The following is a 14096-nucleotide window of genomic DNA, read 5'->3' on the forward strand; positions in this document are numbered from 1 at the left end:
GACCCACCCGATGTTGAGCGCCTACGGCCCTCATTCGCCACTGTCCCGACGGGTTATGGAGTGCACATGAACCAGCAACAGCAAGATTCCTATCTCAACGACTGGACCCAGCGCCAGGAACTCGCCGAGGAGATGTTGCCGCTGATCGGCCGTCTGTACCGGGACCGCGGGGTGGTTCTGCGGATCTACGGACGCCCGCTGATCAACTGCACGCCCATCGACATCCTCAAGGCGCACCGTTTCGTCAAACAGTATGAACCGGAAGGGCTGTCGGTCCATAACACGCTGCCGATGCTCCAGGAGCTCGCCGGCATGGAACTCTCGCCTGCACGCCTGGATCTCGGCAAGCTTACCAGCGGTTATCTCAACGAGGCCGGCAAGGACGAGACGATCCGCCAGTACCTGGAACGCAAGCTTGAGAGCATTGTCGAGGGCCGGGGCTCGCTGCAGTTGACCGAGCCCCAGGACGTCGTGCTCTATGGCTTCGGCCGTATCGGCCGCCTGCTGGCACGGCAGCTCATCGAGCGCACCGGCAGCGGCAACAAGCTGCGCCTGCGGGCGATCGTGGTGCGCAAGGGCAAAGGCCACGATATCGCCAAGCGCGCCAGCCTGCTGCGGCGCGACTCCGTACACGGGCCGTTCGACGGCACCATCAACGTACTGGAAGATGCCAATGCGCTGCTGGTCAACGGCAACTTCATCCAGGTGATCTACGCCGACTCCCCGGAGGAGATCGACTACACCCAGTACGGCATCGACAACGCCCTGATCGTGGACAACACAGGCAAGTGGCGCGATCCCGAAGGCCTTGGCCTGCACCTGAAGGCCAAGGGCGCCGGCAAGGTGCTGCTCACCGCACCGGGCAAGGGTGACATGCCGGACATCGTACACGGCGTGAACCACGAGGACCTCAAGGCCGACGACCGAATCGTCTCCGCGGCGAGCTGCACCACCAACGCCATCGTACCGGTGCTCAAGGCGATCAATGACGAGTTCGGCATTGAGCACGGTCACGTGGAGACGGTGCACTCCTACACCAACGACCAGAACCTCATCGACAACTACCACCCCGGCTCCCGCCGTGGGCGCAGCGCCGCGTTGAATATGGTGCTCACGGAGACCGGCGCCGCCAAGGCCGTGGCCAAGGCGCTGCCGGAGCTCAAGGGCCGACTCACGGGCAACGCCATCCGCGTACCGACCCCCAATGTGTCACTGGCGGTACTGAACCTGAACCTCGGACGGGAAACCAGCAAGGAGACGCTGAACGAGTATCTGCGGGAGGTCGCCCTGCACTCGAACATGCAGGAGCAGATCGACTACACGGCCTCGACGGAAATCGTCTCCACTGACCTGGTGGGTTCGCGGCATGCGGGCGTGGTGGACTCCACCTCGACGCTGGTCAACGGCGACAAATGCGTGCTCTACGTGTGGTACGACAACGAGTTCGGCTACAGCTGCCAGGTCGTGCGAGTAATGCAGCAGATGGCCGGGCTGCACTTCCCGAATCTGCCATAGGGCGGGTTCGCGATAGCTCGGGCGGCGAACCCGCCGCCCGAGACCTTCAGATCTTCAAACAGTGGTCAGGCGGTATGTTTCCATCAGGGTCTGCACACGTCGCTGATCACCTTCCGGCAGCTCGACGAATTCGAGGCCGGTATGATGAAAGACGGAGCTCCCCTCCTTGCGCGACCACACCGGGCGTGCCTCGAAGGTCAGCTCGACGGCCTGGTCAATTGGCGTATCCAGCTCCAGACGGAGGGAGACCCGCTCTTCGCCGTCGCTCAGTATCAACGGCGAATGGCTCTGCAGCATCAGGCCGTAGATGCTGATGTCGGCGAGGTAGCCGACCAGCTCACCGGTATCCGTGCGAAACACCCGCATGTACTGATCGACCACTTCTCTCGGTGTCCGTCGCACGTCATCAGCGATTGCCATTGACCCCTCCCCTTGTCGCCCTGGAACTCACCCGTATTCGTATACTGCAGTTGTACCGCAGAAACGAGCGTTAAGGAAACGTTACACGGCCTGCGCCCTTATTGGTGATGACTCGCGAAAACATCCACTTTGCGGCCATCGACAAAGGTCACCACGTCGTAGGCATCCTGCCGGTCACCCATTTCCATGCCGGGTGACCCCACCGGCATTCCGGGAACGGCGATACCGTCCACGTCGGGCCGCTCTTCGATGAGGCGCCGGATGTCGTCGGCCGGCACGTGCCCTTCGATCACGTAGTCGCCGATGAATGCAGTATGGCAGGACGCGAGCTCACGCCCCAAGCCCTGCTCCTGCTTGATGGCGTTGAGCTCGTGCTGGTTGACGTCTTCGGAGACCACCTCGAACCCTTCGTCGCGGAGGTAGTCCTCCCAGGCCGTACAGCAGCCGCACCCAGGGGTCTTGTAGACCTTGATCTGCTCGGCCGGCTCGGCCGCCACCGCGGTGGCGCCGATCAGAACGGCCCAGGCCAGGGCCCCCGCAGCGAATGCTGCGAACGCCAGTTTCGCCGCAGCGGAAACGTGTCCCCTCTCAATTCGACCCATGATTGCTCTCCACCAGTGCTCTCCAGGAGACCGGATGTTCCATTCCGCAAAGACCGTCCGCGAATACGCGCCGGCTTGAGGCTCAACCGCCCCAGCCCCCGGCGCACGACCACCAACAATCTATCCATTATATGTGCCCCCTGCCCATTCAGCCCGCAACTTCCTGTCGGTCGCGTGGTCTGTTCCCGATTTGCGACAGTCTAGTCGGGTCAGGCAGTCAGGCACCGTGATCAGGTGCACAAATAATGATCACCAGGGCGGTGCTCACAGCGTCGATCCGGGTCTGGACACGGGGCTCGCCCGCGGAGGCACGATTCGCGATAGACTCCAGGCACGGGGATCACTCTGCAACAACGGCCAGCGCATGCAACACGCGACCTGTATCTGCGGCAATCGGCTTTTCTTCGACAATACCTCCTGCCTGGCGTGTGGGCGTCATCTTGGTTTTCTTCCGGGCAGCACCCGGCTGGCAGCGCTGGAGCCGGACGCCGACGGGACGTGGCGCCTGGCCGAGAACGAGCTGGCGCCCCCTCTGCGTGACTGCGCCAATCGCGGGGAAGCCATCTGCTGCAACTGGATGATCGAGACGGGAGACGAGGGCCACCTCTGCCGCTCATGCCGTTTGACCACGGTCATCCCGGACCTGGCCGTGGACGGCAACACGCGGCGATGGCGCGTCATCGAACGGGCCAAACGCTACCTGGTCTGCGGCCTGCTGCGCCTGGGGCTGCCGGTGGCGGACCGGCACGCGGACCCGCTGGACGGCATGGCGTTCGCGTTCATGGCCAGCGCCGGCGCCGACACGCTGGTCATGACCGGCCACGCCGGCGGCGTCATCACCCTGAACATCGCCGAGGCCGATGACGATTACCGCGAGCACACCCGCATGCTCATGGGCGAGCCGTACCGCACCGTGCTCGGCCATCTGCGCCACGAGAGCGGACACTACTACTGGCACCGGCTCATTGCCGGGAGCGGCTGGCATGATGAGTTCCGTCGCCGCTTCGGCGACGAGCGTGCGGACTACCGGGAAGCGCTGCTGGCGCACCATGAGCGGCCGTTGCCCGACTGGCGCGAGGAGTTCATTTCCTGTTATGCCAGCGCACACCCCTGGGAGGACTGGGCGGAGTCCTGGGCCCACTACCTGCACCTGCGGGACACCCTGGAGACCGCCGCCGACCTGGGGCTGATCGTCGCGGAGCACGAACAGTACCGCCGCTTTCTCTACAACATCACGGACTTCCGGCAACTGCTGGGCGAGTGGATGCGGCTCACGGTGATCATGAACGCCCTCGCCCGCAGCGTCGGCGCGCCGGACACCTATCCGTTCACTTTCAGCCCCGGGGTATGCAGCAAGCTGGAGTTCGTCCACCAGGTCATCCACGCCACCGGCATGATCGACGACTGACTGCCCCGGCTATTTCTCCCAGTCGAACCGCGGCAGCTCGTCGAACAGCCGTCGCAGCCCGTCACCCCACTGCTTGCGGATGGAGGCGAAGTACGGCGAGTTCAGCTTGTAGCGCAACGCCCGGGGGTGCTCGAGCGAGTCGCGCTGGTAGATCATCACGTCCAGTGGTGGCCCCACGGAGAGGTTACTGCGCATGGTGGAGTCGATGGAGACCAGTGCGCAGCGCGCGGCATCCTCCAGCGACAGCGACGGCTCGATGATGCGGTCCAGAATCGGCTTGCCGTACTTGGTCTCGCCGATCTGCAGAAACGGCTGTTCATCGGAACAGGTGATGTAGTTGCCCTGGGGGTAGATCAGGAACAGCCCGGGCTCCTGATCGCCGATCTGTCCGCCCAGGATAAATGTGGCCTCCAGCGAGACATTGCTGGCACCAGGCCCCTCGGGCGTGTGCCGCGCCTGAACCCGCTGACTGACGCGGCCCACGTACTCGGCCGCCTCGTCCAGATACCGGGCTTCGTAGAGCGGACCGCCGGATTCCGACTCCCGCTGCAGCTCCGCCACCACCGACTGGGTTGTGGCCAGATTGCCCGCACTGAGCAGAACCAGCACCCGCTCCCCTTCCCAGACAAAGGGATGCAGCTTGGGGTACGTGTTGATGTGATCCAGACCGGCGTTGGTACGCGAGTCCGCCGCGAACACCAGGCCCGCATCCACGGATGCCGCAAGACAGTACGTCATGGCGTTACCTTCCCAGAATTGATCACACGACCCGCGCTCAGAACGCCACCGTGATGACACCACGGACGTCGGCGGGCTGTCCGCCGTCGGCATCGGGCGCCGCGGCCACGGCTTCCACGCCGGCATCCAGCCAGGATGTCACAGACACGCCCACCTGCAGCCCGAGCACCAGGTCCAGATTGCTCTTGTCTTCCGGGCCGCGCACACGGCTCATGCCGGCGCGCCCGCCAACGTAGACCGGCGAGCTGCCGAAATAGCGGCTGAACCGGTAGAACACGCCGTTGGAGCGCACCCGCCGGAACTGCCCCGGCGCGATCTCGGGGCGCTCATCGGAGACCGCATGCTCGAAGCCCAGCTCGAACAGCCAGCGCCCCTCGCGCTCGGTCTCCAGCAACGCACGATACGTGATCTGCACGGCGTTCACCGTTCCGGACTCGCCGTTGCCTTCCTCCTCGTCGGCATACCACTGCACACCGTGGGCGACGCCCACGCCCCAGCGGCTAGTCACGGACGACTCCGGCGGATCCAGCTCCACACGCGGGACTTCATCGGCGACCAGCACGCCCGGGAACGACGCGGAGGCGAACAACAGCGCCGGCAACAGCACCAGCGGCAACGCGGAGCGAAGGCGGGTTAATCGCAGCATCATGCGCGGGGATTGTGTGGCAGGGCGGAAGGCATGGCAAGCACCGGGATCACCGATTGCGGGATCGTTCAGGACCATCATGATGTACACTTTCGCCACTAGCTTAGTCCAGCCGGGGGCCACCCGCGGCGGCAATCAACACACAGTCGATCCAGCGGCATCCCAGACCATGGCGGACCCCCAAGCCTCGCAGCCCTCCCTGACCGGCCTCCCCGAGTGGCAGACGCTGTGCCAGCACGCCGGCCATGTTCGCGGCGAGCGTATCCGCGATCTGTTCCAGGCGGATCCGCAGCGGTACACCCGCCTGAGCATGGAGACGGACCGGCTGCTCCTGGATTACTCCAAGAACCTCGTGACCGGCGACACCCTTGAACACCTGGCGAGCCTGGCGGCGCGCCGCGGCCTGGGCGACTGGATCGAACAGCTGTTCACCGGCGAAGCCGTGAACAGCACCGAGAACCGCGCCGCCATGCACATGGCCCTGCGCAACCGCGGCAACGGCGCCATGTATGTGGGCGGCCGGGATGTCATGCCGGATGTGGACCGGGAACTCACGCGCATGCGGCTGTTCGTCAACCGCCTGCACCGGGGCGAGTATCGCGGCTGCACGGGACGCGTGATCACCGACGTGGTCAACGTGGGCGTCGGCGGCTCCGATCTGGGCGCCGTCATGGCCACGGAAGCCCTCGCCCCCTACCGCACCAACGCCATTCGCATGCACTTCGTCAGCAGCATCGACGGCGTCCACGTCACCGACGTGCTGGAGCGGGTCAACCCGAAGACCACGCTGTTCATCATCTCGTCGAAGTCGTTCACCACCCTGGACACCATGACCAACGCGCGCACCGCGCGGGACTGGTTCGTGCGGCAGGTCGCGGACAGCGACGCCATCGGCCAGCACTTCCTGGGTGTCTCGTCCAACGACGCCGCCATGGCGGAGTACGGCATCCGCGAGGAGAACCGTTTCCGCATCTGGGACTGGGTGGGTGGCCGCTACTCACTGCCGTCCGCCGTGGGCCTGCCGCTGGCCATTGCCGTGGGCATGAAGAATTTCGAGGCGATGCTGGACGGCTTCTACGCCATGGACCAGCACTTCCGCACCGCACCCTGGCGTCACAACATGCCGGTGCTGCTGGGGCTGCTCGGCGTGTGGTACACCAATTTCCTGGGCGCCCCGGGTCACGTGGTGCTGCCCTACGATCACCGCCTGAACCGCTTCCCGGCCTATCTCCAGCAGCTGGAGATGGAGAGCAACGGCAAGTGCGTCACCCGCGACGGCACGCCGGTGGACTACGACACCGGCGCCATCGTCTGGGGCGAAGTGGGCCCCAACGCGCAGCACTCCTTCTACCAGCTCCTGCATCAGGGCACGCGGCCGGTCATGGCCGACTTCCTGGCACCGGTGCACGGCTCCGCGGAGTACCCGGAACACCACGATCTGGCTCTCGCCAACTGCTTCGCCCAGACCCGGGCGCTGATGGAAGGGCAGACGGCGGAACAGGCGCGCCGCGAGATGGAAGCGGCAGGCGTGCCCCCGGAGCGCATCGAACGGGCCATCCCGCACAAGGTGCATTCCGGCAACAAGCCCAGCAACACCATTCTCTTCGACCGCCTGGACCCGGGCACCCTAGGGGAACTGGTGGCCCTGTATGAGCACAAGGTGTTCGTGCAGAGTGTGATCTGGGGCATTAACCCGTTCGATCAGTGGGGTGTGGAACTGGGCAAGAAGCTGGCCCGGGAGCTGCTGCCGGCCATCACTGGTGAACGCGAAGCCGACGACGCGGACCCGTCCACCCGCGGCCTTCTGGCCTACCTGCACCGGCATCGCAACTAGGCTTGCACCCGCGACCGGTAGCCTCTAATTTTCCAAGCCAATTGCTCAACACCGAACAAGGGAAGGACGCGTTCATGACCCAACGTATTCGCAAGGCCGTGTTCCCCGTGGCCGGCCTTGGCACCCGCTTTCTGCCGGCTACCAAGGCAAGCCCGAAAGAGATGCTGCCGGTGGTGGACAAGCCGCTGATCCAGTACGCCGTGGAAGAGGCGGTGGCCGCGGGCGCGGATACGCTGGTTTTCGTCACCGGCCGCACCAAGCGCGCCATCGAGGACCACTTCGACAAGGCCTACGAGCTGGAAGTGGAACTGGAGGCCAAGCAGAAGCACAAGATGCTGGAGCTGGTGCGCAGCACGGTACCGGAGGGCGTGAACTGCATCTACATCCGCCAGGGTGAGGCGCTGGGCCTCGGTCACGCGGTGCTCTGCGCCCAGCCCATCGTCGGCGACGAACCCTTTGCGGTCATCCTCGCCGATGACCTGATCGACGGCCAGGGCGAGAAGGTCATGTCGCAGATGGTGCGCGAATTCGACGACCACCAGTGCTCGCTGCTGGGCGTGGAGCGCGTCCCCATGGAAGAGACCGGCAGCTACGGCGTGGTCAGTGCGCGGGACTTCTCCGACGGCCTCTCGGCCGTGGACGCCATCGTTGAGAAGCCGGACCCGGCGGACGCACCATCCAACCTCGCGGTGGTCGGCCGTTACGTGCTCACCCCTCGGATTTTCGAGCTGCTACGGGACACGGCTCCGGACGCCAAGGGCGAGATTCAGCTCACCGACGCCATTTCCTCGCTGCTGAACCACGAGCGCGTGCTAGCCCACGAGTTCACGGGCAAGCGCTACGACTGCGGCAGCAAGCTCGGCTACCTGAAGGCCACGGTTGAATACGGGCTGCAGCATCCGGATCTCGGACCGGCGTTCGCGGAGTATCTGAAGAGCCGGGGGTGAGGTGGCAGAATTCGGGGGTCGCGACTGACGTCGCTCCTACATCCGGTTTCGCGAGCGCGTAGGAGCGACGTCAGTCGCGATTTCCGGACATTAAGCCGAAACGATGAAAAACCCGTTCCGCAGGTCATTCTTGTTGTACGTCAATGGCGTGGTCTCGTCCTCCGCCATGACCACCCGGCCGCCGGCGGCCTCCACAATGGCCTGGCCGGCGCCGGTGTCCCACTCCATGGTCGGCCCGAAGCGCGGATAGAGTGTCGCCCGCCCCTCGGCCACGACGCAGAACTTCAACGAGCTGCCCACGGGCACCTCGTCGGCGACGGTGATCCGCTCCAGGAATGCCGCCAGCTCGCCGCTGGGGTGGGAGCGGCTTTTCACCACCGCATGGCCGCCGTCGGGCGCACGCACCGCCAGCGGCTCGCGCTCGGCCTCGGCGCCGGCCTGCTTCCAGGCCCCTGTGCCGACGCCGCCCACGTAAGTGGTATCGAGCGCCGGGGCGTGGATGACGCCCCACACGGGACGGCCGTTTTCCACCAGGGCAATGTTCACGGTGAACTCGCCGTTGCGCTTGATGAACTCCTTGGTGCCGTCCAGCGGGTCCACCAGCCAGAACCGCTGCCATTGCTGGCGCTCGGCGGCGGGCACATCGGCCCCTTCCTCCGACAGCACCGGAATCTCCGGCGTGAGCGCGCCCAGTTCGCGGTCGATGATCGCATGGGCGGCCCGATCCGCCGCGGTAAGCGGCGAGTCGTCGTCCTTGGTTTCCACGTCAAAGTCGGGGCCATTGTAGACCGCGAGGATCGCATCCCCCGCACGGCGGGCGATGGCAACGACGGTCTCGAAATCGGGTTGAGTCATGCTCGCTCCATGGTCGGATGGTGGACCGTAGGGTGGACCTTCAGGTCCACCAGGGGTCTCCGCGATGGTGGACCTGAAGGTCCACCCTACAGAATGGCGCCCACCGAAGCCGGTCAGTCCAGGTCGATGTAGCCCTGCTTCTCCAGGTGCAGGATCACCTGCTGAGCCAGCTCATCGGCCGAGTAACGGGACGTATCCACGATCACCTCGGCGTTCTCCGGCTCTTCGTACGGGTCGTCGATACCGGTGAACTGCTTGATCTGCCCGGCGCGCGCCTTGGCATACAGCCCCTTGCGATCGCGTGCCTCGCAGACCTCCAGCGGTGTGGCCACGTACACCTCAATGAAGCCGCCACCCTGGCTCACCATCTCGCGCACTTCCCGCCGCGTGGCGCGGTAGGGAGCGATGGGCGCGCAGATGGCGACACCGCCGTTCTTGGTGATCTCGCTGGCGACGAAGCCGATCCGACGGATGTTGATCTCCCGGTGCTCCTTGGAGAATCCCAGCTCGCTGGAGAGGTGCTTGCGCACCAGGTCACCGTCGAGCATGGTCACTGGCCGCGTGCCGTGCTCCATGAGCTTGGCCATGACCACGTTGGCGATGGTGGACTTGCCGGAGCCGGACAGGCCGGTAAAGAACACCGTGAAGCCCTGCTGCTTCTTCGGCGGGAAAGCCTGGCGCAGGCGCTTGATGACCTCCGGGTAGGAGAACCACTCGGGCAGCTCCAGGCCTTCTTTCAGGCGCCGGCGCAGTTCGGTACCGGAGATATTCAGGACGCGGGAGCCCTCGGGGACTTCCGAGCGGGGCACGTACTGCGCCATGTCCTCGACGTAGACCATTTCCTCGAACGGCTGCATGACGATGCCCAGCTCGTCCTGATACTTGCGCACCAGCTCCTGGGCGTCGTAGGGGCCATAGAAGTCCTCGCCAGCGCTGTTCTTGCCGGGACCGGCGTGGTCGCGGCCGACGATGAACCGCGTGCAGCCGTGGTTCTTGCGGATGATGGCGTGCCACACAGCCTCGCGCGGGCCGCCCATGCGCATGGCCAGCGGCAGCAGGCTGAGCTGGGTGGTCTGCTCGGGGAAGTGCTTGACCACCTCCTGGTAGCAGCGCACCCGCACGAAGTAGTCCACGTCACCCGGCTTGGTCATGCCCACCACCGGGTGGATCAGCAGATTGGCCTCGCCCTTCTGGGAAGCGCGCTTGGCCAGTTCCACGTGCGCCCGATGCATGGGATTGCGGGTCTGGAAGGCGACCACGTTGTTCCAGCCCATCTTGGCGAACCACTCGCGCAGCTCCCGCGGGGTGTGACGCAGGTGCTTGAAGGTGTGGTGCGGTGGCAGCTCGATGCCGTCCAGCGGGCCACCCAGGTAGACGGGGTTGGTCTGGTGGAACAGCCGGAAGACCTCCGGATGCGCCTCGTCGGCCGCGCCGTAGACCTGCTCCGCCTGCTTGCGAAAGTCGGGGCAGTAGTTGTCCTCAACGGTCATGATGGCGAGCACCATGCCCTCCGGGTGGCGCAGGGCGATGCGGGCACCGGCCTGCAGACTACCGGCGAAGTCCTCGCTGACGTCCAGGTTGATCGGGATCGGCCAGAGGGTACCGTCCGCCAGACGCATGTCGGCGCACACGGCGTTGTAATCGGCCTCCCGCAGAAAGCCGTCCAGCGGCGAGAAGCCGCCGTTGAGCAGCAGCTCGATGTCGCACACCTGGCGCTCGGTGAGATCCCAGGACGGCAGGTCGCGCGCTTCCTCGCGCAGTGCGGCCGCACGGTCGGAATCCACCAGCAGCTCTTTCAGGGTGCCGCCGTGGGGCGGCGTGAGATCCATGTGTCCATCAGTCATCAGATCGTACCTCATCACAACAATTACAGAGAGCGGACCACCGCGCGCGACGCGCAGGCAGTATGTGTCTTTCAGAACCCCCAGACCAGCGGGATCACCAGCACGGCCACCAGCGCCGTGACCAGATTCAACGGCAGGCCAATGCGAATGAAATCGGTGAAGTGATAGCCGCCAGGGCCGTAGACCATCAGGTTGGTCTGGTAGCCGATGGGCGTTGCAAAGCTGGCCGAAGCCGCCAGCATGATGGCGACCGCGTAGGGCATGATGCTCACACCCAGATCGGATGCCAGCGCCAGCGCGATGGGAAACATCAACAGCGCCGCCGCATTGTTGGTAATCACCGCGGTGAATCCGGCAGTGAGCAGGTAGATGGCCACCAGGTTCATCCATGGGGCGTCACCGACAGCCTGAATGACGCTGTGGGCTACCACAAGCGCCACGCCGGTCTGCTCCATGGCCGCCCCGATCCCAAAGGCCGCCGCAATGACCAGCAGCACCGACCAGTCGATGTTGCGCCGCGCAGTCTCCACTGTGCAGCAGCCGGTAATCAGCATGCCGGCAGCGGCCAGCAGCGCTGCCTCCAGCATGCTCAGCGCACCGAGGCCGGCACTGATCACCATGACAGCCAGCAAGCCGATGGCCACCGGCGCACGCTCGTGCCGCGGTGGCGACGAATCCTCGATTTGACTCACCAGGAAGAAGTCCCGGCTGTTGCGCTGACGTTGGGCGAAGGCCTCCTTCGCCTCCAGCAACAGCGTATCACCGGGCCGGATGACGATATCGCCAATCTTGCCACCCAGGCGAACCCCGTCCCGAGCCACGGCGATGACCACGGCGTCATAACGCGAGCGAAACTGGCCGTCACGGATAGTGCGCCCCACGACGGGACAGCTCCCGGAAACCACGGCCTCAATCAGTATTCGCTCCGAGCGATGCCCGGTCAGCTTGAAGACCTGATCCGTGGCGGGGGTGAGGCCCCGGATTTTCTGCAGTTCGACTACCGACTCCACAACCCCCACAAACACCAGACGGTCACCGGCCTGGAGTGTCTCCTGGGGTGACACCGCAGGCAGGATCTGACCGTTCCGGTCGATCTCGGCGAGGAACATGCCCGAGAGATGGCGCAGACCGGCCTTCTCGATGCTCCTGCCGACCAGCGGACCATCCGCATCCACCAGCATCTCGACGCTGTATTCTCGTGGATCCGTCATTTCCTGCATGGGCGGCCGACGATCCGGCAGCAGCCAGCGGGTGGTGAGCAGAATGAAGCCCAAGCCAACCACCGCCACCGGCAGGCCGACCCAGGCCAAGTCGAACATGCGCAGCCCCTGCGCGGTGCGGTCCTCCAGCAGGCCGTTGACCACCAGGTTGGTGCTGGTCCCGATCAGCGTGCAGGTGCCACCCAGGATGGCGGCATAACTCAGCGGGATCATCAACTTGGAGCTGGACAGTCCGAACTTGCGGGCCCACTCATTGACCGCCGGGATGAGCATGGCCACCACCGGCGTGTTGTTGAGAAATGCGCTCATGAACGCCACCGGCGTCATCAGCTTGACCTGGGCATTGGCCAGCGAGCGAGGCCGGCCGAGCAGGCGCTGCACGATCCAGTGTATGCCCCCCGTCTCCTGAAGGCCGGAGACCACCACGTAGAGCACGGCAACGGTGATCAGCCCCTGGTTGGCCAGCCCGCCGAACGCCTGCCCGGGATCCAGCACGCCGGCGAGCAGCAGCACGGTCACCCCGCCGAGGAAGACCATATCCGCCGCCATTCGCGTGAGGATCAGCGTCCCCAGCACGCCGACGACGACGGCAACGGTCAACCAGGCCTCCCATCCCAAGGCAGGCTACTCCTCTGATCGCAAAGCGCTGAACTGTACCCGCCCTTCTTTAGAAGACAAAGGAATGATTGGTCATACAGTCAGATATAAAAAGAATACGTCAGTTGAACGTCCGCACGCTCTCGCCCCGGCCGATGGCGTAGTACGTGAAGCCTGCATCCACCATGCGCTTCGGGTCGTACACGTTGCGCCCGTCTACCAGCACCGGCTGTTTCAGCGCGGCCTTGACGCGATCGAAGTCCGGGCTGCGGAACTGCTGCCACTCGGTGCACAGCACCAGCGCATCAGCACCCTCCACAGCCTCGTAAGCAGCGCTGCACAACTCGAGATCATCGCGCTCGCCGTAGATATGGCGCGTCTCGGTCATGGCCTCCGGATCGAACGCCTGCACCCGCGCCCCCGCCTGCCACAACGCTTCCATGAGCGTGCGGCTGGGGGCCTCGCGCATGTCGTCCGTGTTGGGCTTGAACGCCAGCCCCCACAACGCGACGGTGCGACCTTCGAGATGGCCGTGGAAATGCTCGTAGAGGCGCTGGAACAGCACCGTTTTCTGGCGCGCGTTAACGGCCTCCACGGCGTCCAGGATCAGGGGCTGGTAATCCACCTCGCGGGCGGTACCGGCCAGCGCCTTGACGTCCTTGGGGAAGCAGGAGCCACCGTAGCCACAGCCCGGGTAGATGAAGTGGTAACCGATGCGCGGATCGGAGCCGATACCGTGACGCACCGATTCGATGTCCGCACCCAGCCGCTCGGCCAGCCCGGCCAGCTCATTCATGAAGCTGATCTTGGTGGCGAGCATGGCGTTGGCGGCGTACTTGGTGAGCTCCGCCGAGCGTACGTCCATGACCAGCACTTTCTCCTGCTTGCGGCCGAAGGGCGCGTAGAGATCGCGCATGAGCTGAGTGGCGCGCCCGTCGTCGCTGCCCACCACCACGCGGTCGGGCTTCATGAAATCGTTGATGGCGGCGCCTTCCTTGAGGAACTCCGGGTTGGAGACCACCGCGTAGGGCACGTCCAAGCCACGGGCGGCGAGCTGTTCGGTGAGCGTGGCGCGCACGCGGTCGGCGGTCCCCACGGGCACCGTGGACTTGTCCACGATCACCCGGTAGCCATCCATGTGCTCGCCAATGCTCCTGGCCACCTGCAGCACGTACTGCAGGTCGGCGGAGCCGTCTTCGTCCGAGGGTGTGCCCACGGCGATGAACTGCAGCAGCCCGTGGCCCACGGCCTCGGCCACGTCGGTGGTGAACCGCAGCCGCCCGGCGGCGCAGTTGGCCGCGATCATGTCCTCCAGCCCCGGCTCGTAGATGGGCACTTCGCCACGATTGAGCTGCGCCACCCGATCCGCGTTCACGTCCACGCAGAGGACGTCGTTCCCCGTTTCCGCGAGGCAGGTGCCGGTAACCAGTCCCACATAGCCGCTGCCGAAAATCGTGATCTTCATGAAGT

12 protein-coding genes are annotated in these 14096 nt (G+C 65.1%); 4 read left to right on the top strand and 8 right to left on the bottom strand.

Translation table 11 applies throughout. The features are described from left to right. Positions 1–66 precede the first annotated feature (66 nt). Positions 67–1515, top strand: a complete 1449-nt coding sequence (locus tag ACNSTU_RS12250) for a glyceraldehyde-3-phosphate dehydrogenase (protein ID WP_290632220.1) — start codon at positions 67–69, stop codon at positions 1513–1515. A 54-nt stretch (positions 1516–1569) separates the two neighbouring features. Here ACNSTU_RS12250 and ACNSTU_RS12255 read toward each other — a convergent pair whose 3' ends face one another. Then, positions 1570–1935 (bottom strand): PilZ domain-containing protein, encoded by a 366-nt coding sequence (locus tag ACNSTU_RS12255; RefSeq protein WP_290632222.1) that lies wholly within the window; start codon positions 1933–1935, stop codon positions 1570–1572. A gap of 98 nt (positions 1936–2033) precedes the next feature. Next, a complete protein-coding gene (locus ACNSTU_RS12260; RefSeq protein WP_290632224.1) occupies positions 2034–2537 on the bottom strand; it encodes a DUF411 domain-containing protein in 504 nt (167 codons plus the stop codon). A gap of 364 nt (positions 2538–2901) precedes the next feature. On the opposite strand from ACNSTU_RS12260, the gene ACNSTU_RS12265 reads away from it, so the two are divergent. Further along, positions 2902–3945 carry a zinc-binding metallopeptidase family protein gene (locus ACNSTU_RS12265; protein WP_290638012.1) on the top strand — a complete coding sequence of 348 codons (1044 nt, stop codon included), beginning with the start codon at positions 2902–2904 and terminating at the stop codon, positions 3943–3945. Positions 3946–3954: 9 nt separating this feature from the next. Here ACNSTU_RS12265 and ACNSTU_RS12270 read toward each other — a convergent pair whose 3' ends face one another. After that, positions 3955–4683: a proteasome-type protease gene (locus ACNSTU_RS12270; RefSeq protein WP_290632228.1), complete on the bottom strand. Its 729-nt coding sequence runs from the start codon at positions 4681–4683 to the stop codon at positions 3955–3957. Between the two features lie 37 nt (positions 4684–4720). Further along, positions 4721–5332, bottom strand: a complete 612-nt coding sequence (locus tag ACNSTU_RS12275; RefSeq protein ID WP_290632230.1) for a hypothetical protein — start codon at positions 5330–5332, stop codon at positions 4721–4723. Positions 5333–5498: 166 nt separating this feature from the next. On the opposite strand from ACNSTU_RS12275, the gene pgi reads away from it, so the two are divergent. Together pgi and galU are read left to right on the top strand one after the other, a co-directional pair. Beyond that, entirely contained in the window at positions 5499–7163 is a 1665-nt protein-coding gene (gene pgi, locus ACNSTU_RS12280) for a glucose-6-phosphate isomerase (RefSeq protein WP_418212422.1), read from the top strand. Positions 7164–7237: 74 nt separating this feature from the next. After that, positions 7238–8110 (top strand): UTP--glucose-1-phosphate uridylyltransferase GalU, encoded by an 873-nt coding sequence (galU, locus tag ACNSTU_RS12285; RefSeq protein WP_290631224.1) that lies wholly within the window; start codon positions 7238–7240, stop codon positions 8108–8110. A 90-nt stretch (positions 8111–8200) separates the two neighbouring features. Here galU and cysQ read toward each other — a convergent pair whose 3' ends face one another. The 4 genes from cysQ to ACNSTU_RS12305 form a co-directional block, all read right to left on the bottom strand. After that, positions 8201–8965 carry a 3'(2'),5'-bisphosphate nucleotidase CysQ gene (cysQ, locus tag ACNSTU_RS12290; RefSeq protein WP_418212423.1) on the bottom strand — a complete coding sequence of 255 codons (765 nt, stop codon included), beginning with the start codon at positions 8963–8965 and terminating at the stop codon, positions 8201–8203. Positions 8966–9078: 113 nt separating this feature from the next. Further along, positions 9079–10794 carry a bifunctional sulfate adenylyltransferase/adenylylsulfate kinase gene (locus ACNSTU_RS12295; protein ID WP_290631227.1) on the bottom strand — a complete coding sequence of 572 codons (1716 nt, stop codon included), beginning with the start codon at positions 10792–10794 and terminating at the stop codon, positions 9079–9081. Between the two features lie 86 nt (positions 10795–10880). Further along, positions 10881–12647, bottom strand: a complete 1767-nt coding sequence (locus ACNSTU_RS12300) for an SLC13 family permease (RefSeq protein WP_418212424.1) — start codon at positions 12645–12647, stop codon at positions 10881–10883. 100 nt (positions 12648–12747) lie between these two features. Continuing rightward, complete coding sequence (locus ACNSTU_RS12305) at positions 12748–14091, bottom strand: UDP-glucose dehydrogenase family protein (protein WP_290631218.1); 1344 nt, start codon at positions 14089–14091, stop codon at positions 12748–12750. Positions 14092–14096: the final 5 nt, after the last annotated feature.

This window comes from Aquisalimonas sp. APHAB1-3 (assembly GCF_048323695.1).
Taxonomy (GTDB): Bacteria; Pseudomonadota; Gammaproteobacteria; order Nitrococcales; family Aquisalimonadaceae; genus Aquisalimonas.